We start from the raw sequence: 20,118 nt of genomic DNA, 5'->3' as shown, positions 1-20,118 counted from the left end.
GGACCTGCCATGGAACTTGCCTACATTCCCAGCCCGTCGCGCGGGGTGCTGTACCTCGGCCCCATTCCGCTGCGCGGCTACGCGTTCTGCATCATCATCGGCGTCTTCGTCGCGGTCTGGCTCGGCAACAAGCGCTGGCTCGCCCGGGGCGGGCGGGTCGGCACGGTGGCCGACATCGCGGTCTGGGCGGTGCCCTTCGGCCTGGTCGGCGGACGGCTCTACCACGTGATCACGGACTACGAGCTCTACTTCACCGAGGGCCGTGACTGGGTGGACGCCTTCAAGGTCTGGGAGGGCGGCCTCGGTATCTGGGGCGCGATCTCCCTCGGGGCCGTCGGCGCCTGGATCGGCTGCCGCCGCCGGGGCATCCCGTTGCCCGCCTACGCCGACGCCATCGCCCCCGGTATCGCCCTCGCGCAGGCCATCGGCCGCTGGGGCAACTGGTTCAACCAGGAGCTGTACGGCAAGCCGACCGACCTGCCCTGGGCCCTGCACATCACGTCCTCCGCGGACGGCCGGGTGCCGGGCTACTACCACCCGACCTTCCTGTACGAGTCCCTGTGGTGCATCGGTGTCGCCCTCCTCGTCATCTGGGCGGACCGCCGCTTCAAGCTCGGGCACGGCCGGGCGTTCGCGCTGTACGTCGCGGCGTACTGCGTGGGCCGGGCGTGGATCGAGTACATGCGCGTCGACGACGCCCACCACATCCTCGGTCTGCGGCTGAACGACTGGACCGCACTGATCGTCTTCCTGCTCGCGGTGATCTACATCGTGGTGTCGGCGAAGAAGCGGCCGGGCCGGGAAGAGGTCGTCGAGCCCGGTGTCTCCGACGGCGAGGCCGAAACCGACGGTGCGGACGAGTCGAAGAGCGACCCGGAGGACAAGGCCGGCGACAAGACCGAGGACAAGGCCGAGGACAAGGCTGAGGTCGAGGCTGAGGTCGAGGAGAAGGACGAGGCCGAGTCGGCGGCCAAGAAGAGCTGACGGCTGGTTCTACGACGTCGAGGGCGCCCGGGTCTGCCGGGCGCCCTCCGTCGTGCCGGAAGGAGATCAGCCGTGGCGGGTCGCGAGGGACAACGTGCGCTGGGCCGCCGCCACCACCGCCGCGTCGATGAAGCGGCCGTCCGGCAGGGCCTGGGCGCCCTGTTCCGTCACCGCCGCCTTGACGATCGTCTCGGCCTCGTCCAGTTCCTGCTCGGTGGGCAGATAGGCGCGCTCGATGATGGGGAGCTGGCGCGGGTGGATCGCGGCGCGGCCCAGGAAGCCGAGGGTGCGGCCATGGGCGCAGGAGGCCGCGAGGCCGTTGAGGTCCCGGGTGTCGGGGTGGACGGACTGCGGCGGCGGGGCGAGTCCCGCGGCGCGGGCCGCGACGACGACCCGGGAGCGGCACCAGTCGAGGCCCGCGTCGGCGCGGATGCCCAGGTCGGCGCGGAGGTCGGCCTCGCCGAGGGCGATGCCCCGCAGGGCCGGGTGCGCGCCGGCGATGGCGAAGGCGTGTTCGATGCCGAGGGCGCTCTCCAGCAGGGCGTGGAGCGGGGGTGCCCCGCCGTCGGCGGGAGCGGTGGTCTCGGCGATGCGGGTGATCTGGTGCGGGGCCGTCACCTTCGGCAGCCGCAGTCCCGCCACGCCCGGCAGGGCGGCCACCGCCTGGAGGTCGGCGGAGGCCAGCGGTCCGTCGAGGGCGTTCACCCGGACGTGCACCGGGACGGGCTGGGGCTCGGCGAGGCGTTCGGCGGTGGCCTTGCGGGCGTAGGTCTTGCGGTCGGGGGCGACCGCGTCCTCCAGGTCGATGATCACGACGTCGGCGCCCGAGGCGAGGGCCTTGGTGACGGTGTGCGGGCGGTCCCCGGGGGCGTACAGCCAGGTCAGCGGGAACGGGGTCACAGGGCGCCCTCCGCTCGCAGGGCGGCCAGCTCGGCCGGGGTCAGGCCCAGCTCCGTGAGCACCTCGTCGGTGTCGGCGCCGTGCGGGCGGCCGGTCCAGCGGATCGCGCCGGGGGTCGCCGAGAGCCGGAACAGGACGTTCTGCATACGGATCCGCCCCAGCTCCGGGTCGTCCACGGCGGTGACCGTGCCAAGGGCCTGGTACTGGGGGTCGTCCATCACGTCCCGTACGTCCTGGACCGGGGCGACGGCGGCCTCCGCCTTCTCGAAGGCGGCGAGCACCTCGGTGCGGGGGCGGGCCGCGATCCAGGTGCCGACGGCCCGGTCGAGGACGTCGGCGTGTTCGGCCCGGCCGGCGCCCGTCGCGAACCACGGCTCGTCGATCAGCTCCGGGCGGCCGACCAGGCGCAGCACGCGTTCCGCGATCGACTGGGCCGAGGTGGAGACGGCGACCCAGGTGCCGTCGGCCGTGCGGTAGGTGTTGCGCGGGGCGTTGTTGGCGGAGCGGTTGCCGGTGCGCTGCTGGACGTATCCGAGCTGGTCGTACCAGAGGGTCTGCGGGCCGAGGACCGCGAGCATCGGCTCGATGATCGCCATGTCCACGACCTGGCCGCGGCCGGTGCGCTCCCGGGCGGCGAGGGCGGTCATGACGGCGTAGGCGGTGGCCAGGGCGGTGATGGAGTCGGCGAGGCCGAACGGCGGGAGCGTCGGCGGCGCGTCCGGCTCCCCGGTGATCGCGGCGAAGCCGCTCATCGCCTCGGCGAGCGTGCCGAAGCCGGGGCGGTGGGCGTAGGGCCCGAACTGGCCGAAGGCGGTGACCCGGGTGAGGACCAGCCGGGGGTTGGCGGCGGACAGCTCCTCCCAGCCGAGGTCCCACTTCTCCAGGGTGCCCGGGCGGAAGTTCTCGACGATCACGTCGGCGTCGGCGGCGAGCCGCAGCAGGGTGGCGCGGCCTCCGGGGGTGGAGAGGTTCAGGGTGATCGTGCGTTTGTTGCGGCCGAGGAGCTTCCACCACAGACCGATGCCGTCCTTGGAGGGGCCGTGGCCCCGGGACGGATCGGGTTTCGTGGGGTGCTCGACCTTGACGACCTCCGCGCCGAAGTCGCCGAGCAGGGTGGCGGCGAGCGGGCCGGCGAAGAGGGTGGCGAGGTCGAGGACGCGCAGACCGTGCAGCGGCGGGACGGTTGCGGTGGCGGTCCCGGTCATGACGTGTACTGCTTCTCGATCTCGGAGCGGTACGGCATCGACGCGGAGGCGCCCGGCCGCTGGACCGAGAGCGCGGCCGCCGCGGCCGCCCAGGCCAGGGCCTCCCGTACGGGCCGTTCCTCGCCGAGGGCGACCGCGAGGGAGCCGACGAAGGTGTCGCCCGCGCCGGTGGAGTCGACGGCGGCGACCTGCGGGGCGGGGACGGTGAACGGCTCGGCGCCGCGCGCGGCGTGCAGGCTGCCGGCCGCCCCGAGGGTGATGACGACCTCCGGGACCAGCTCCAGCAGGGCGGCGGCGGCCTCGCGGGGGTCGGTGCGGCCGGTGAGCGTGGTCGCCTCGTGCTCGTTGGGCACCAGCAGGTCGGTGGCGGCGAGCAGTTCGGGCGGCAGGGGCTGGGCGGGGGCCGGGGTGAGGATCGTACGGACCCCGTGGGCGCGGGCCGCGCGGGCGCCCGCGACGACCGCGGGCAGCGGGATCTCCAGCTGGAGCAGGAGCGCGTCGGCGGAGGCGATGAGGCCCTCGTCGCCGGGGGCGAGGTGGTCGACGGTGCCGTTGGCGCCGGGGACGACGACGATCGCGTTGCCGCCCTCGTCGTCCACGACGATGTGCGCGGTGCCGGACGGGAACTCGACCGTGCGCAGGTGGTCGGTGTTGACACCCGAGTGCTCCAGGGAGGAGCGCAGCCGGGCGCCGAAGGCGTCGTTGCCGACCGCGCCGATCATCGAGACGGTGCCTCCGGCGTGGGCGGCGGCGATCGCCTGGTTGGCGCCCTTGCCGCCGGGGATCGTACGGAACTCCCGTCCCGTCACGGTCTCCCCGCGCTGTGGGGCCTTCTCGACGTAGGCGACGAGGTCCATGTTCGTGCTGCCGAGCACGACGATGTCGGTCATGGGCGGGATGCCTCCCGGTGGGTGAGGGACCAGGTGAGGTGGGCGAGGGCGTCGAAACCGCTGCCGTCGAAGCCGGTGACGGAGGTGGCGAGGCGGTTCTTCAGCGGGGCCGTCCAGCGGGCGGGGAGGGCGGCGGGGTCGCCGGCGAGGAGTCCGGCGATGCTGCCCGCCGTCGCGCCGTTGGAGTCGGTGTCCCAACCGCCGGACACCGCGCGGCAGATCGAGCCGGTGAAGTCGCCGTCGGCGTGGGTGAGGGCGGCGGCGATCAGGGCGGTGTTGGGGATCGCGTGGACCCAGTGCACATCCTTGTGGACGGTGTGGAGTTCGTCCACGACCGTGTCGAAGTCGGTGTGCGTATGCGCGAGTTGGATCGCGTGGGTGACGGCCTTCGTGAGGCGGGAGCGGGGTGGGACCACCGTGAGGCCGGTGCGGAGGCAGGTGTGGATGTCGTGCGCGCCGGTCGCGGCCGTAGCGAGGGTGGCCGCCGTGAACATCGCCGCGTAGACGCCGTTGGCGGTGTGGGTGAGGGTGGCGTCGCGGTGGGCCTGTTCCGCGGCCGTTCCCGGGTTGCCGGGGTTGGTCCAGCCGTGGACGTCGGCGCGGATGAGGGCGCCGATCCATTCGCGGAAGGGGTTGCGGTGGCGGGCGGTGTGCGGGGGTTCGATGCCGGAGAGGAGGTTGCGGAAGGCGATGCGTTCGGCGGTGAAGGTGCGGCCGGGGGGCAGTTCGTCGAGCCAGAGTTTCGCCACGTCTGTGGAGGTGAAGGTGGGGCCGTGGCGTTGGAGCAGGAGGAGGTTGAGGAGGGGGTAGTTGAGGTCGTCGTCCTCGGGCATGCCGTCGATGTTCTCGGCGAGGGAGGTGGTGGCGGAGCGGCGGTTCCAGGGGTGGTCGGTGAGGAGGGCCCGCGGTACGCCTCGCGCGGTGAAGTAGGTGTTCAGGGGCCAGTTGCCGGTGCTTCCGGCCAGGGCGCGGATCGCGTCGAGGGGGAGCTTCTCCACGGGTTTGCCGAGGAGGCAGCCGACCGCCCGGCCGAGCCAGGCGGCTTCCAGGGCGGCCGGGGTGGGGGCGGAGGGAACGGCCGCGGCCGGGCGGGGCCAGTCGCAGCTGCGCCGGATCGCGGTCAGCTCCGTCGGCTCGTCCTCCGCCAACCTGCTGGGGAGATCGGCTAGTTCGTCCAGCAGGTCCTCCGCCAGCTGGCGCAGATAACGGGAGGCGCGTCGGGTGGACGCTCCCGCTCCGGCCGGGGCCTCTGGGCCGCCTGCCGCGCGCCAGCGGGCTGCGACGGCCCAGGGTTCGCGGCCGTCCTCCGTCGCCTGGCGCAGTTCGTGGCCCAGGAGGTCCTCCGGCTGGACCCAGGTCAGGCGGAGCATTCCCGGCCTCCGAGCAGGGTGGTGAACGCCGTCTCGTGGGAGCGGCGGGCCCGGACGTCCTTCGCGAAGATCTCCCGGGCGACCCGGGCCAGGGTGCGGGGCGGTTCCCAGAGGTCCAGGCGGCTCGCCTCCGCGACCTGCTTCGACCAGTCGTCGGGGACCGGGGAGCCGAGGGCGCCCGCCAGCGCGCCCGCCATCGTGGCGATCGAGTCGCAGTCCCGGCCGTAGTTCACCGCGCCGAGCACCGCGTGGCGGTAGTCGCCGCCCGCCACCAGCAGCATGCCCAGGGCGATCGGGAGTTCCTCGATCGCGTGCAGACGGGAGGGGCGGCGGGCGGCCAGGGAGGGGGCCCGGTAGTCGGGACCCACCGTGTCGTACGGGGCCACCGCCTCCCGCAGCGGGAGCAGCGCCGACTCGAAGTCCCGGTGCCGGGAGGCCTCTTCGCAGACCTTCTCGATCGCGGTGCGCGTGCCGTCCTTGGCCAGGGCGAGGCAGGCGGTGACGACCGAGTCCGGGGTGGCGTCCGGGGCGCAGGCCGCCGCCACGGCCGCCGCGAAGACGCCCGCCGCCTCACGGCCGTACGAGGACTGGTGGGCGCCCGCGATGTCCAGGGCCTCGGCGTACGCGCCCGCCGGGTGCGCCGCGTTGACCAGGCCGACCGGGGCCATGTACATCGCCGCACCGCAGTTGACGATGTTGCCGGTACCGGCCTCGCGGGGGTCCGCGTGGCCGTAGTGGAGCCTGGTCACCAGCCATTTCTCCGCCAGGAAGAGCCGGTGCAGGGGGAGGGCCTCGGTCTCCAGTTCCGGGATCCAGCGGGGGGTCGTCATCAGGTCGGGGACCAGGTGGTCCGTGATCGCGTACGCGTCCAGGTGGTCGCGGACCCGGTCGTAGACCCTGATCAGGGCATGGGTCATCAAGGTGTCGTCGGTGATGTGTCCGTCGCCCTTGTGGTACGGCGCGATCGGGCGGGCGGTGCGCCAGGCGTCGCCGTTCCAGGGGCCGACGACGCCGTGGACGCGGCCGCCGTGCCGTTCCACGATCCGGTCGGGGGAGTAGCCCTCGACGGGGCCGCCCAGGGCGTCGCCGACCGCCGCGCCCACGAGGGCCCCGGTGATCCGTTCTTCCAGAGAGGTTTCTGTTTCTTTGGGCGTCATGCCCCGAATCATCCTCCTGGTGGCGCCGGTTGTGTCGCTTCCAGGAGTTCGGCGAGTTCCACGAGATCGGTGCCGGTGAGGCGGGGGAGCGCGCAGCCGGAGAGGACGCGGCAGGCGTCGCGCCAGGCGGCGGGGATCGCGTCGTTGCCGCCGAGGGCGCCCGCCAGCGCGCCCGCCAGCGCCGGGGCCGAGTCGGCGACCCGGGACAGACAGGCCGCCGCCGGTACCGCTTCGTTGATCCGGCCCTCGGCGGCGCCGACCAGGGCCAGGGCCACCGGGACCGTCTCGGCGGCGGCGATGCCGTAGCTGTAGACGTGGTCGACGATCTGGTGTTCCAGGAGGGGGATCAGGGCGAAGGCACTGTCGGCCTCGTGCGCGAGGCGCAGGGCGTGGCGGGCGTTGCGGCCGATCTCGGTGTGCTCGGGGAGTTCGGCGAGGGCCGCGGCCGTACAGACCTCGGGGGGTGCGCCGGTCAGGGCGAGGGAGACGGCCGCGGCCATCGCGCGGGCGCCGTGCACGCCGTCGCCGTCCTGGGTGTAGCGGGCGTCGAACTCGGCCAGTTCGGCGGCGAGTCGGGGGTCGCCGGGGTGGGCCACGGCGAGGACGCAGGCGCGGACGCAGGCGGCGTCGTCGAAGTAGTGCGGGTTGTCGTGACCGGTGGCGGGGGGCCGCAGGCCGGCGGCGAGGTTGCCGAGGCCGGCGCGGACGGAGATGCGGGCGCGCAGGGGGAGGACGGCGGACTCGATCTCGGGGGCGCGGTCGGCTGCCGCCGCGATCTCGCAGGCCAGGGCGTTCCAGGTGAGGTCGATGGCGGCGCGCATACGGCGTTCCCGGCTGAGGTCGCCGAGGGCGGTGTCGTCGCCCGCCCTGAGGACCGCTTCTGCGGCGAAGGCGGCCCATTCGGCGTCGTCGGAGGGGCCGAGGCGGAGGGGTTCGGGGGGTTGGTTGAGGGCGATGGGGACGGGGAGGGTGGTCGTCGCGTTGTGTTCGGCGAAGGTGTCGAGTTCGCGGGTGAGGCGGCGGGTCCAGTCGGGCATGCGGGAGGCGCGGTGGCGGGCGGCGGGCCAGCCGGCGGCGTCGCCTGCGGCGAGGCCGAGGAGGAGGCCGTGGACGCGGGCCCCGGCCTCGCCGTCGGCCCGTCGTTTCTCACCCGCACCACCCGTGCGGGTTTCGTCGTCGGTTGCGGGTGGCCCCGGTGGGGCGTACCCGCCGTCGGCGTCCGCGGGTTCGTCCGGCTCCGCCGCTCCCCTTTCGTCCGCCGTTCCCGAGGGTGCGCCCTCGTCCCATGGTCCTGGTGGTTTCATGCCGGGACCTCCGTCGTGGTGGTGTCGTGGACGCGGTGGAGGAGGTCCGTGATCGATTCCGGGGTCACCAGGTCCGCTCCCCATTTGCCGCCGTCGTCCGGGACCAGGAGTTCCGCCACGTCGAGGATGTGGTGGCCGGCCATGGCGGGCAGGCAGGTGCCGCGCGCCGGGCCGATGGCCGCCGCCCAGGTGGTGGGGATCGCAGGGACGCCCTGGGTGGCGCCGGCGAGGGCGCCGGCCACCGCCGCGGTGGTGTCGGCGTCGCGGCCCATGTTGACGGCTGTCAGCACCGCCTCCGGGAAGTCGCCGTCCGCCGCCGCGTACGCGCCGAAGGCGAGCGCGACGGCCTCGGGGGCGAGGTCGGTCCAGGGGTAGCCGCCGATGACGACGGCGGAGCGCACCGCCCGTTCGCCCCGGTGCGCGACGGCCACCGCGCGGCGCAGGGAGCGGGCCGTCCAGGAGTCCTCGGGGACGACGGCGAGCGCGGCGGCGACCACCGCGGTCGTCGGTGCGCCTCCCATCGCCGCCGCCACGCCCGCCGCGACCGCCTGGCCGCCGTAGATGCCCTCGCCGTCGTGGCTCACCGCGCCGTCGACGGCGACGAGGCGGGCCGCCTCGGCGGGGCGGCCCGCCGCGAAGACCCCGAAGGGGGCCGCGCGCATGGCCAGCCCGTCGCTCCAGGCGTGGCGGTGCTGGGCGGAGATCGGGGCGGCCAGGCCCCGGCGCAGGTTCTCCAGCGTGCCGCGCTCGCTGAAGCCGGCGCCCCGGAAGGGGCCCTCGTCGCGGTCGGCGATCCACTCGTGCCAGGCGGCCTCGACGTGCGCCTGGGTGAGGGCCGAGCCGTGCCGGGCGAGGAGCAGACCCGAGAAGATCGTGTACTCGGTGTCGTCCGTGCCGGCCGGCCGGTCGCTGACATAGCCCGTGATACGGCCCCAGCGGGCGCGGATCTCGGAGGGCTTCAGGTTCTCGGCCGGTGCCCCGAGGGCGTCTCCGACGGCGAGGCCGAGCAGGGCGCCGCGGGCTCGTTCACGGATGGTTGGCATGCAGGGCCTCTCCTCCGCCGGCTCCGCACGGACGCGGAACCGTTTGCGGATGTGTCCCACCATCGGCGGTTGACCCGAGCCTCGGATGCCCTCATATCACCCGGTCGACATTTGTGCAGACTCCCGATCGAATGAGCGCGCGAGGGTAAAAGCGCAGGTTAGCCGAGCCTTTCCTTGCTGGCGAGGGGGAAGAAAGCGACGTACTTTGGCGTTGTCAGAAATTAGAATCTGTCCAAAGTTAGCTTTGGCTCACCTTCCTTGCTCCGTTCTCTGGGGGATCTTCATGGCCGTCATCGACATCGAGGCACCGCTCCACGAGGCGCACCGCGACAACCACACGCACCGGGATGTGAACGGCGGCTGGCTGCGCCCCGCCGTCTTCGGCGCGATGGACGGCCTGGTCTCCAACCTCGCCCTGATGACCGGTGTGGCCGGCGGGGCCGTCGGTCAGCAGGCCGTGGTGCTGACCGGGCTGGCCGGGCTGGCCGCCGGCGCCTTCTCCATGGCCGCCGGCGAGTACACCTCCGTCGCCTCGCAGCGTGAACTCGTCGAGGCCGAGCTGGACGTCGAGCGCCGGGAGCTGCGCAAGCACCCCCAGGACGAGGAGGCCGAGCTCGCCGCCCTGTACGAGGCCCGGGGCGTCGACGCCGACCTCGCCCGGCAGGTCGCCGCGCAGCTCTCCCGCGACCCCGAGCAGGCGCTGGAGATCCACGCCCGCGAGGAGCTGGGCATCGACCCCTCCGACCTGCCCTCGCCGCTGGTCGCCGCGGTGTCGAGCTTCGGCTCCTTCGCGCTCGGCGCGCTGCTGCCCGTACTGCCGTATCTGCTCGGTGCGAGCACCCTGTGGCCGGCCGTGCTGCTGGCGCTGTTCGGGCTGTTCGCCTGCGGGGCCGTGGTGGCCCGGGTGACCGCGCGGACCTGGTGGTACAGCGGGCTGCGGCAGCTCGCCCTCGGTGGTGCCGCGGCCGGTGTGACGTACGCCCTGGGCAGTTTGTTCGGAACGGCCGTAGGATAGTTCGACTGCTACTTATGCGATGGGCCGCATAAGTAGCCGTTACTGACTGGTTTCGAGAGCTTAACCAGCGGGCATGAGCCGTAAGCGCTGTGGGCAAAGACGCCTGCGGCGCACTCGCGGGGTGAACGACGACGCTCTTCCCGCCCCGGATCGACGGACACCGATCTGTCCCGTTCGATCCCCCCACACACTTTCAGCCACGCGCACGGTACCCCCGCCGCACGCCCGTGGCGTCCGCATGTTGGAACGGAGTATCCGGTTCCCGAGAACCGCTCCATCATGTAACCTGCACGAAATTTTGCGCACACGCAGAGGGCCAACGTCGTCCCTCGGCACGCAGATATGCCACTTGAGACGACGACGGGAGAGCCGATGCGTACGCCGCGCCAGCCGTCCCAGCATTCCGCGAATGGCCAGAACTGGTCCTTCATGGATGCTCGCCCTGCTGCGCAGGGTATGTACGACCCCCGCAACGAGCGCGACGCCTGCGGCGTCGGCTTCGTGGCCACCCTCACCGGTGAGGCGAGCCACACGCTGGTCGAGCAGGCGCTGACCGTTCTGCGCAACCTCGAGCACCGCGGCGCCACCGGCTCCGAGCCGGACTCCGGCGACGGCGCGGGCATCCTCACCCAGGTCCCCGACGCGTTCTTCCGCGAGGTGACCGGGTTCGAGCTGCCCGAGGCCGGCTCCTACGCCGTCGGCATCGCCTTCCTGCCCGAGCAGGGCACCGAGGAGATCGTCTCGCGGATCGAGACGATCGCCGCCGACGAGGGCCTGACCGTGCTCGGCTGGCGCGACGTCCCCGTCGCCCCCGAGCTGCTCGGCGCCACCGCCCGCTCGACGATGCCGGCCTTCCGGCAGATCTTCGTCATGGACGGCGCCAGCGAGGGTATCGCCCTCGACCGCAAGGCGTTCGTGCTGCGCAAGCGCGCCGAGCGCGAGGCCGGCGTGTACTTCCCGTCGCTCTCCGCCCGCACGATCGTCTACAAGGGCATGCTGACCACCGGCCAGCTCGAGCCCTTCTTCCCGGACCTGTCCGACCGCCGCTTCGCCTCGGCCGTGTCGCTCGTCCACTCGCGCTTCTCCACGAACACCTTCCCGTCGTGGCCGCTCGCGCACCCGTACCGCTTCGTCGCGCACAACGGTGAGATCAACACCGTCAAGGGCAACCGCAACTGGATGCGCGCCCGTGAGTCGCAGCTCGTCTCCGACCTGTTCGGCCCGGAGGAGAACGCCATCGAGCGGATCTTCCCCGTCTGTACGCCGGACGCCTCCGACTCGGCGTCCTTCGACGAGGTGCTCGAGCTGCTCCACCTCGGTGGCCGCTCGCTGCCGCACTCCGTGCTGATGATGATCCCGGAGGCGTGGGAGAACCACGACTCCATGGACCCGGCCCGGCGCGCCTTCTACCAGTTCCACTCCACGATGATGGAGCCCTGGGACGGCCCGGCCTGTGTCACCTTCACCGACGGCACCCAGGTCGGCGCGGTCCTCGACCGCAACGGTCTGCGCCCCGGCCGCTACTGGGTCACCGACGAGGGCCTCGTCGTCCTCGGCTCCGAGGTCGGCGTCCTCGACATCGACCCCGCCAAGGTCGTCCGCAAGGGCCGCCTCCAGCCCGGCAAGATGTTCCTCGTCGACACCGCCGAGCACCGCATCATCGAGGACGACGAGATCAAGGCGCAGCTCGCCGCCGAGGCCCCGTACGCCGAGTGGCTCGAGGCCGGCGAGATCGAGCTGGGCGACCTGCCCGAGCGTGAGCACATCGTGCACACCCACGCCTCGGTCACCCGCCGCCAGCAGACCTTCGGCTACACCGAGGAGGAGCTGCGCGTCATCCTCGCGCCGATGGCCAAGGCCGGCGCCGAGCCGATCGGCTCCATGGGCACCGACTCGCCGATCGCCGCGCTGTCCTCGCGCCCGCGCCTGCTCTTCGACTACTTCACCCAGCTGTTCGCGCAGGTCACCAACCCGCCGCTGGACGCGATCCGCGAGGAGCTGGTCACCTCCCTGCGCTCCTCGCTGGGCCCCGAGGGCAACCTGCTGGACCCGACGGCCGCCTCCTGCCGTACGGTCACCCTGCCCTTCCCGGTGATCGACAACGACGAGCTGGCCAAGCTCATCCACATCAACGCCGACGGCGACATGCCCGGCTTCAAGGCCGCGACGCTCTCCGGCCTGTACCGGGTGCACGGCGGCGGTGACGCCCTCGCCGCGCGCATCGACGAGATCTGCGCCGAGGCCGACGCCGCCATCGACAACGGCGCCCGGCTGATCGTCCTGTCGGACCGCCACTCGGACGCCGAGCACGCGCCGATCCCCTCGCTGCTGCTCACCGCGGCCGTCCACCACCACCTCATCCGCACCAAGCAGCGCACCGAGGTGGGCCTGCTGGTCGAGGCCGGTGACGTCCGCGAGGTCCACCACGTCGCCCTGCTGATCGGTTTCGGCGCCGCCGCCGTCAACCCGTACCTGGCGATGGAGTCCGTCGAGGACCTGGTCCGCGCCGGCACCTTCCTGTCGGACATCGAGTCCGAGAAGGCCATCCGCAACCTGATCTACGCCCTCGGCAAGGGCGTCCTGAAGGTCATGTCCAAGATGGGCATCTCCACCGTCGCCTCCTACCGCGGCGCCCAGGTCTTCGAGGCCGTCGGTCTCGACGACGCCTTCGTGGAGAAGTACTTCAACGGCACCGCCACCAAGATCGGCGGCGTCGGCATCGACGTCGTCGCCCAGGAGGTCGCCGCCCGCCACGCCAAGGCCTACCCGGCCTCCGGCATCGCTCCCGCGCACCGCGCGCTGGAGATCGGCGGCGAGTACCAGTGGCGCCGCGAGGGCGAGCCGCACCTGTTCGACCCGGAGACGGTCTTCCGCCTCCAGCACTCGACGCGCTCGGGCAGCTTCGACATCTTCAAGAAGTACACGGACCGGGTGAACGAGCAGTCCGAGCGCCTGATGACGCTCCGCGGTCTGTTCGGGTTCAGCAGCGACCGGGAAGCCATCTCGATCGACGAGGTCGAGCCGGTCTCCGAGATCGTCAAGCGCTTCTCCACCGGCGCCATGTCGTACGGCTCCATCTCCATGGAGGCGCACGAGACCCTCGCCATCGCCATGAACCAGCTGGGCGGCAAGTCCAACACCGGTGAGGGCGGCGAGGACCCGGAGCGCCTGTACGACCCGGCGCGCCGCTCCGCGATCAAGCAGGTCGCCTCCGGCCGCTTCGGCGTGACGAGCGAGTACCTGGTCAACGCGGACGACATCCAGATCAAGATGGCCCAGGGCGCCAAGCCCGGCGAGGGCGGCCAGCTGCCCGGCCACAAGGTCTACCCGTGGGTCGCCAAGACCCGGCACAGCACCCCCGGTGTCGGTCTGATCTCCCCGCCGCCGCACCACGACATCTACTCCATCGAAGACCTCGCCCAGCTGATCCACGACCTGAAGAACGCGAACCCGCAGGCGCGGATCCACGTGAAGCTGGTCTCCGAGGTCGGCGTCGGCACGGTCGCGGCCGGTGTGTCCAAGGCGCACGCGGACGTCGTGCTCATCTCCGGCCACGACGGCGGCACGGGCGCGTCCCCGCTGACCTCGCTCAAGCACGCGGGCGGCCCCTGGGAGCTCGGCCTCGCCGAGACCCAGCAGACCCTGCTGCTCAACGGCCTGCGCGACCGGATCGTCGTCCAGACCGACGGTCAGCTCAAGACCGGCCGTGACGTCGTCATCGCCGCGCTGCTCGGCGCCGAGGAGTTCGGTTTCGCGACCGCGCCGCTCGTCGTCTCCGGCTGCGTCATGATGCGCGTCTGCCACCTGGACACCTGCCCGGTCGGCATCGCCACCCAGAACCCGGTCCTGCGCGACCGCTTCTCCGGCAAGGCCGAGTACGTGGTGAACTTCTTCACGTTCATCGCGCAGGAGGTCCGCGAGCTGCTGGCCGAGCTGGGCTTCCGCTCCATCGAGGAGGCCGTCGGCCACGCCGAGGTCCTCGACGTGCAGCGCGCCGTCGACCACTGGAAGGCGCAGGGCCTCGACCTGGCCCCGCTGTTCTACGTCCCCGAGCTGCCCGAGGGCGCGGTGCTGCACCACGCCGTCGCCCAGGACCACGGTCTGGAGAAGGCGCTCGACAACGAGCTGATCAAGCTCGCCGCCGACGCCCTGGCCGCCTCCGACGCCACCGAGGCCCAGCCGGTGCGCGCCCAGGTCAAGGTCCGCAACATCAACCGCACGGTCGGCACCATGCTCGGCCACGAGGTGACGAAGAAGTTCGGCGGCGCGGGCCTGCCCGACGACACCATCGACATCACCTTCACCGGCAGCGCGGGCCAGTCCTTCGGCGCCTTCCTCCCGCGCGGTGTCACGCTGCGCCTGGAGGGCGACGCCAACGACTACGTCGGCAAGGGCCTCTCCGGCGGCCGGGTGATCGTCCGTCCCGACCGGGGCGCCGACCACCTCGCCGAGTACTCCACCATCGCGGGCAACACCATCGCGTACGGCGCGACCGGCGGCGAGCTGTTCCTGCGCGGCCGCACCGGTGAGCGGTTCTGCGTCCGCAACTCCGGCGCGCTGGTCGTCTCGGAGGGCGTGGGCGACCACGGCTGCGAGTACATGACCGGCGGTCGCGCGGTGGTCCTCGGTGAGACGGGCCGCAACTTCGGAGCCGGCATGTCCGGCGGTGTCGCCTATGTGATCGACCTCGACCGCGACAACGTCAACGTCGGCAACCTGGACTCCGTGGAGGCGCTGGACGCCGCGGACGCGCAGTGGCTGCACGACGTCGTGCGCCGGCACGCCGAGGAGACCGGCTCCACGGTCGCCGAGAAGCTCCTCGTGGACTGGGACACGTCCGTGACCCGCTTCAGCAAGATCATCCCCAGCACGTACAAGGCAGTGCTCGCCGCCAAGGACGCCGCCGAGCAGGCGGGACTCTCCGAGTCCGAGATCACCGAGAAGATGATGGAGGCGGCGATCAATGGCTGACCCGAAGGGCTTTCTGAACCACGGCCGCGAGGTCGCCAGGTCCCGCCCCGTCGACGTGCGCCTCAAGGACTGGAACGAGGTCTACGTCCCCGGCTCGCTGCTGCCGATCATCAGCAAGCAGGCCAGCCGGTGCATGGACTGCGGCATCCCGTTCTGCCACAACGGCTGTCCGCTCGGGAACCTCATCCCCGAGTGGAACGACTACGCCTACCGCGAGGACTGGTCGGCCGCGTCGGAGCGCCTGCACGCCACGAACAACTTCCCGGAGTTCACCGGCCGCCTCTGCCCGGCGCCCTGTGAGTCGGCGTGCGTGCTCGGCATCAACCAGCCGGCCGTGACCATCAAGAACGTCGAGGTCTCGATCATCGACAAGGCGTGGGACGCGGGCACCGTCGCCCCGCAGGCCCCCGAGCGCCTCTCCGGCAAGACCGTCGCCGTCATCGGCTCGGGCCCGGCGGGTCTCGCCGCCGCCCAGCAGCTGACCCGGGCCGGCCACACCGTCGCCGTCTACGAGCGCGCGGACCGCGTCGGAGGCCTCCTCCGCTACGGCATCCCCGAGTTCAAGATGGAGAAGCGGCACATCAACCGCCGTATCGAGCAGATGCGCGCGGAGGGCACCCGCTTCCGCACCGGCATCGAGATCGGCCGCGACCTCAAGGCGACCGACCTGAAGAAGCGGTACGACGCGGTCGTCATCGCCGCCGGCGCCACGACCGCCCGTGACCTCCCGGTCCCCGGCCGTGAGCTCAAGGGCGTCCACCAGGCGATGGAGTACCTGCCGCTGGCCAACAAGGTCCAGGAGGGCGACTACGTCACCTCCCCGATCACGGCCGAGGGCAAGCACGTCGTCGTCATCGGCGGCGGCGACACCGGCGCCGACTGCGTGGGCACCGCCCACCGCCAGGGCGCGGCCTCCGTCACCCAGCTGGAGATCATGCCCCGGCCGGGCGAGGACCGCGCGCCGCACCAGCCGTGGCCGACGTTCCCGATGCTCTACAAGGTCACCTCCGCGCACGAGGAGGGCGGCGAGCGGGTCTACTCCGTCTCCACCACCCACTTCGAGGGCGACGAGGACGGCAACGTCCAGTGGCTGCACCTGGCCGAGGTCGAGTTCGTCGAGGGCAGGCTCACCCAGAAGCCGGGCACCGAGCGCAAGATCCCCGCGCAGCTCGTCACCCTCGCCATGGGCTTCACCGGCACCGACCGCGACAACGGTCTTGTGGAGCAGTTCGGTCTTGACCTCGACGAGCGCGGCAACGTCGCCCGCGACGCCGACTTCCAGACCAATGTGCCGGGCGTCTTCGTCGCCGGTGACGCGGGCCGCGGCCAGTCGCTCATCGTGTGGGCGATCGCCGAGGGCCGCTCCGCCGCCCGCGGCTGCGACCGCTTCCTCACCGGCGCCAGCGACCTGCCGGCCCCGATCCGCCCGACGGACCGCTCACTGATGGTCTGACGGACACCCCACCGGCCCCGGTGCGACACCGGGGCCCCGCACACGTGACGTACAACGGCGTACGGAACACAGGCCGGCGCCTGCCTCACTGTCCCCGACCGGACGAACTGGCAGGCGCCGCCGCATGTGCGCGCGAGCTTCAGCTGTTCCCGTCCGGCCACACCTGGATGTGGTCCTCCTCCAGCTCCAGCAGCACCCGGTCCGCCATGTCCAGCGCGGCCGTGTACTCGGCGGGCAGCTGAAGCCGTCCCGCCCGGTCGAGCATCGCGTACTCCCGCGCCACCAGGGACTCCCGGCCCTCCTCGTCGACCTCCGTGCGCCGCAGCACCTCCGTCGAGGTGCGGCCGTCACGGATCGCGACCGTGCGCCGGACCTCCCCGGCCACCGCCTGGTCGTGGGTGACCACGACGATCGTCGTCCCCAGCTCCTCGTTGGCCCGCCGGAACGCGGCGAACACCTGCTGCCCGGTCGCCGAGTCCAGCTCACCGGTGGGCTCGTCGGCGAGCAGCACCGAGGGCGCGTTGGCGAGGGCCACGGCGATCGCGACCCGCTGCTGCTGGCCCCCGGACAGCTGCCGCGGATACCGCTCGGCGCAGTCGGCGACCCCGAGCAGCGCCAGCAGCTCCGCCGCCCGCCCGCCCCGCTTCCCGCGCCGCACCCCCGCCAGCTGCATCGGCAGCGTCACGTTCTGGGCGGCCGTCAGATACGGCAGCAGATTCCGCGCCGTCTGCTGCCACACGAAGCCCACCACCTCACGCCGGTACCGCAGCCGCGCCTTCGCGTCCATCGCCAGCAGATCGCGGCCCGCCACCCGCGCCGAGCCCGCCGTGGGGACGTCCAGGCCCGCGAGGATGTTCATCAGCGTCGACTTGCCGCTGCCGGACGCGCCGACCAGCGCCATCAGCTCGCCCTCCCGGACCAGCAGATCGAGCCCCTGGAGCGCCTGCACCTCCACCGCGTCCCCGCCGCCGCGCCCGCCCCCGTGCCCCGCGAAGATCCGCACCAGCCGGTCGCACGCGATCAGCGCGTCGTGCCCGTACACGGGCCGGTCCCGCCGGTCCGCCGCCCGCCGCTCCAGCTCCGCCAGCGACCGTGTGGTCCCGCTCATCGCATGTCTCCCGCCCTGAGATGGGTGATCGGTGTCCGGCGCCCCGCCCACCAGGCCTGCCCGACGGCCACCGCGCCCGCCAGCAGCACCGCGCCCGCGGCGGGCAGCACCAGCGACCACAGGTCGGTCCGCAGGGCCGCGCCGTGCACGGTGGTGCCGGCCGGCAGGGCCAGCCGGTCCAGGTCGACGCCCGGCGCGAGCAGCCGGACGGTGGCCCAGCCGACGGCCACACCCCCGCCGGCCGCGATCAGCGCCTGGGGCAGCGCCTCCAGCCCGAGCAACCGCCGGCCCTGGCGGGTCGTCAGGCCCAGCGTGCGCAGCCGGGCCAGCAGCGCGGCCCGCTCCGGCGCGGCCCGCAGCAGCGACAGCACCAGCGCGAGTACGGCGTACCCGGCGCCCGCGACGACCGCCCAGCCGTAGATCCGCCCGGCGCCCTCCTGGAGCGGGGTGTCGGACAGCACCGCGCGTTCCTCGGCGCGCACCGTCACCGTGCGGTCCGCCCCGCGCACGGCCGCCCGCAGCGCCCGCGCGTCGAGTCCGGCACCGGCCGCCAGCAGGGTCGTAGGACCACCGGAACCCTTCAGCCCCGCCGCGTCGACCAGCAGGAACTCCCCCTCGGGCACGGCGGGCGTCCGGTCGCGCACCGCCGTGATCCGCACGGTGACGACCCCGCCCGGCGTCACGATCCGGCGCGCCGCCCGCCCCAGCCGTTCGGCGACCCCGGGCGAGGCGACGGCGTCCAGCACCCCGCCCGCCGACGTCAGCCGCCCGTCCGGGAAACCGCCGAGCCCGACCTGCCGGGCCAGCCTCGCGTACGCGTCGGGCTCGACCCCGACCACGGTCAGCGGATGCGTCTCGTCGGACGCGCTCGTCGAGGCCCGCTCGATCCTTACGCCCGCCACCTCCCGTACCCCCGCCACGCCCCGCACCGCCCGCACCAGGTCCGCCGGGAGCGGGGTGCCGTCGGTCGTCGAGATGCGCGCGTCCGCGCCCGTCGTCAGCAGCGCGGCCCGGTCCCGGGCATCCGCGACCCCCGACAGCACGGACCCCCCGAACGCCGCCGTCGTCAGGGCCGTCAGCAGGGCGAGCAGCGGCAGCGCCGCGACCCCGGCCGAGGAGCGGCCCGCACGGGCCAGCGCCAGGAACCCGACCGCGCCCCGCAGCCGCGCGGCCGGCCCGGCGGCCCACCGCAGCGGCAGCGGATACAGCCGTACGAGGATCAGCGCGGCGACCAGCCCGACCAGCACCGGCGCCGCGCTCACCAGCAGATCGCCCGACGCGCCCGTGCCCCGGCGGCGCAGCGCCGCCACCGAGCCCACGGCCAGCACCAGCAGGGTCAGTTCGGCGACGGTGCGGCGTGCGCCGGGCCGGGCGTGGGCGAGGTCGTCCCGCTCCTGATGCGCCCGCGGTCTGCGGTGGGCGACGACCGCGCGCACCGGGAGCGCCGCACAGGCGAGCACCGCCACGGCGCCCGCGCCGAGCACCGCGGGCAGCAGCCGCGCCCCGTCCACCGCGACCACGGCGAGCAGCAGTCCGCCGGCCGCCGAGGGCACCGCCACCACGGCCGTCTCGCCCAGCAGCCGCCCCGCGATACCGCGCAGGGAGCCGCCCCGGGCCCGCAGCAGGGCCAGTTCCCGCTCACGGCGGGCGGCCGCCAGACCGGCGCTCATGACCAGGACGACGACGGCGACCGCGGCGATCCCGACGGCGCCGACGGCCACCACGGGCGTGATCGCGTCACGGACCGCGGTGCCGGCCCCGACGACCTGCTCCAGCCCGGTGGAGAGCGCGGCGGTGGGACCGGCCGCCGCGCGCAGCCGCAGCAGCCCGGGCCCGCCCTCCAGCGAGGCGACCGCGTCGACGAGCGGGGTGGCGTCCCGCCCGGTGAGCCCCGCGGTGGCGGGCGCGATCCGCCAGTACTTCTCCGGCTCGCCCCGGCCGCCCAGCAGCGCCGGCGCCGCCTCGGGCGGCAGCAGCAGGGCCGCCTCCCAGTAGAACTGGGGCGGAGTCTCCTTGATGTAGGCCAGGGCGGGGGTGCGCAGGGTCGGCTCCACCGCCCAGTAACTCCCCCGCGGATGCCGCGGCGCGAGGATCCCGGTGATCCGGACGGTCAGCGGTGCGCCGGTGAACCCGTCCAGCGTGACGGTGGAGCCGGCCCGCAGCCCCAGCGTCCGGGCGGTCCCCTCGGTCACGGCGCCTTCCAGCACCCGGGTGTCCGCCGTCACCGGCTCCTCGGCGGCGGGCAGCCGGCCCTCACGCACGGTGGCGTGCCCCGCGATCCCCGACTGCGTCAGCAGGGTGAACCGGGGCGGCAGTCCGTCGGGCCGGGGCAGGGACGCCTCCTGCGCCTTCAGGCTCTTCGCGGTCCGCACCCCGTAGGCGGACTCGGCCGCGTCCGCCCGCAGCGGTCCGGGCAGCGCGGCCGAGGCCCTGGCGTCGACGGCCGCGAGCGCCCCGGGCCGCACGGCCTCCTCCCGGGCCGCCTGCGGCAGTTCGAGCCCCGGCTGCGGGGCCTTCAGCTCCAGCACCGTGGACGCCGGGGGAGCGTCGGCGACGGCCTCGCGCAGCCCCCGCGTCCCGTACGACTCGGCGGCCCGGGGCAGCAGGGCCGCGAGGAACGCGGTGAGCAGCACCAGCGCACCGAAGGCGACGGCGGCCACCGGCGCGGTCCGCAGCCGGGTGCGCACCCAGGGCGCGCCATGACGGTCCGGGCGCATC

The 20,118-nt window shown here is 73.4% G+C and carries 13 protein-coding genes; 4 read left to right on the top strand and 9 right to left on the bottom strand.

The features are described from left to right. Positions 1 to 9: 9 nt before the first annotated feature. Positions 10 to 984 carry a prolipoprotein diacylglyceryl transferase gene (lgt, locus tag ABZ490_RS11295; RefSeq protein ID WP_358987791.1) on the top strand — a complete coding sequence of 325 codons (975 nt, stop codon included), beginning with the start codon at positions 10 to 12 and terminating at the stop codon, positions 982 to 984. 66 nt (positions 985 to 1,050) lie between these two features. On the opposite strand, the gene ABZ490_RS11290 is transcribed toward lgt, so the two are convergent. Genes ABZ490_RS11290 through ABZ490_RS11260 form a run of 7 tightly spaced genes read right to left on the bottom strand, consistent with a single transcriptional unit; the run spans position 1,051 to position 8,853 of the window. Continuing rightward, positions 1,051 to 1,884 (bottom strand): CoA ester lyase, encoded by an 834-nt coding sequence (locus ABZ490_RS11290; RefSeq protein WP_358987788.1) that lies wholly within the window; start codon positions 1,882 to 1,884, stop codon positions 1,051 to 1,053. Next, positions 1,881 to 3,089, bottom strand: coding sequence for a CoA transferase (locus tag ABZ490_RS11285; protein WP_358987785.1), 1,209 nt, complete (start codon positions 3,087 to 3,089; stop codon positions 1,881 to 1,883). The genes ABZ490_RS11290 and ABZ490_RS11285 overlap by 4 nt, the downstream gene beginning before the upstream one ends. After that, complete coding sequence (gene rbsK / locus ABZ490_RS11280) at positions 3,086 to 3,979, bottom strand: ribokinase (protein WP_358987782.1); 894 nt, start codon at positions 3,977 to 3,979, stop codon at positions 3,086 to 3,088. Before rbsK ends, ABZ490_RS11285 begins: the two co-directional genes overlap by 4 nt. Beyond that, positions 3,976 to 5,349 carry an ADP-ribosylglycohydrolase family protein gene (locus ABZ490_RS11275; RefSeq protein WP_358987779.1) on the bottom strand — a complete coding sequence of 458 codons (1,374 nt, stop codon included), beginning with the start codon at positions 5,347 to 5,349 and terminating at the stop codon, positions 3,976 to 3,978. Before ABZ490_RS11275 ends, rbsK begins: the two co-directional genes overlap by 4 nt. Beyond that, positions 5,337 to 6,506 carry an ADP-ribosylglycohydrolase family protein gene (locus ABZ490_RS11270; RefSeq protein WP_358987776.1) on the bottom strand — a complete coding sequence of 390 codons (1,170 nt, stop codon included), beginning with the start codon at positions 6,504 to 6,506 and terminating at the stop codon, positions 5,337 to 5,339. The genes ABZ490_RS11275 and ABZ490_RS11270 overlap by 13 nt, the downstream gene beginning before the upstream one ends. A gap of 8 nt (positions 6,507 to 6,514) precedes the next feature. Then, complete coding sequence (locus tag ABZ490_RS11265; RefSeq protein ID WP_358987773.1) at positions 6,515 to 7,810, bottom strand: ADP-ribosylglycohydrolase family protein; 1,296 nt, start codon at positions 7,808 to 7,810, stop codon at positions 6,515 to 6,517. Further along, positions 7,807 to 8,853, bottom strand: a complete 1,047-nt coding sequence (locus tag ABZ490_RS11260; protein WP_358987770.1) for an ADP-ribosylglycohydrolase family protein — start codon at positions 8,851 to 8,853, stop codon at positions 7,807 to 7,809. The genes ABZ490_RS11265 and ABZ490_RS11260 overlap by 4 nt, the downstream gene beginning before the upstream one ends. A 283-nt stretch (positions 8,854 to 9,136) precedes the next feature. Here ABZ490_RS11260 and ABZ490_RS11255 point away from each other — a divergent pair, with 283 nt between their 5' ends. The 3 genes from ABZ490_RS11255 (at position 9,137) to ABZ490_RS11245 (ending at position 16,292) form a co-directional block, all read left to right on the top strand. Further along, positions 9,137 to 9,868, top strand: coding sequence for a VIT1/CCC1 transporter family protein (locus ABZ490_RS11255; protein ID WP_358987767.1), 732 nt, complete (start codon positions 9,137 to 9,139; stop codon positions 9,866 to 9,868). Between the two features lie 372 nt (positions 9,869 to 10,240). After that, positions 10,241 to 14,839 (top strand): glutamate synthase large subunit, encoded by a 4,599-nt coding sequence (gltB, locus tag ABZ490_RS11250; RefSeq protein ID WP_358987764.1) that lies wholly within the window; start codon positions 10,241 to 10,243, stop codon positions 14,837 to 14,839. Continuing rightward, positions 14,832 to 16,292 carry a glutamate synthase subunit beta gene (locus ABZ490_RS11245; protein WP_358987761.1) on the top strand — a complete coding sequence of 487 codons (1,461 nt, stop codon included), beginning with the start codon at positions 14,832 to 14,834 and terminating at the stop codon, positions 16,290 to 16,292. Before gltB ends, ABZ490_RS11245 begins: the two co-directional genes overlap by 8 nt. A gap of 139 nt (positions 16,293 to 16,431) precedes the next feature. On the opposite strand, the gene ABZ490_RS11240 is transcribed toward ABZ490_RS11245, so the two are convergent. Together ABZ490_RS11240 and ABZ490_RS11235 are read right to left on the bottom strand one after the other, a co-directional pair. After that, entirely contained in the window at positions 16,432 to 17,400 is a 969-nt protein-coding gene (locus ABZ490_RS11240; RefSeq protein WP_358987758.1) for an ABC transporter ATP-binding protein, read from the bottom strand. Continuing rightward, a complete protein-coding gene (locus tag ABZ490_RS11235) occupies positions 17,397 to 20,117 on the bottom strand; it encodes an ABC transporter permease (protein ID WP_358987755.1) in 2,721 nt (906 codons plus the stop codon). Before ABZ490_RS11235 ends, ABZ490_RS11240 begins: the two co-directional genes overlap by 4 nt. Position 20,118: the final 1 nt, after the last annotated feature.

The sequence above is a fragment of the Streptomyces sp. NPDC005811 genome (assembly GCF_040630405.1).
Taxonomy (GTDB): domain Bacteria; phylum Actinomycetota; class Actinomycetes; order Streptomycetales; family Streptomycetaceae; genus Streptomyces.
Note: the sequence above shows the minus strand (reverse complement) of the source record. Positions and strands in the feature narration are given on the sequence as shown.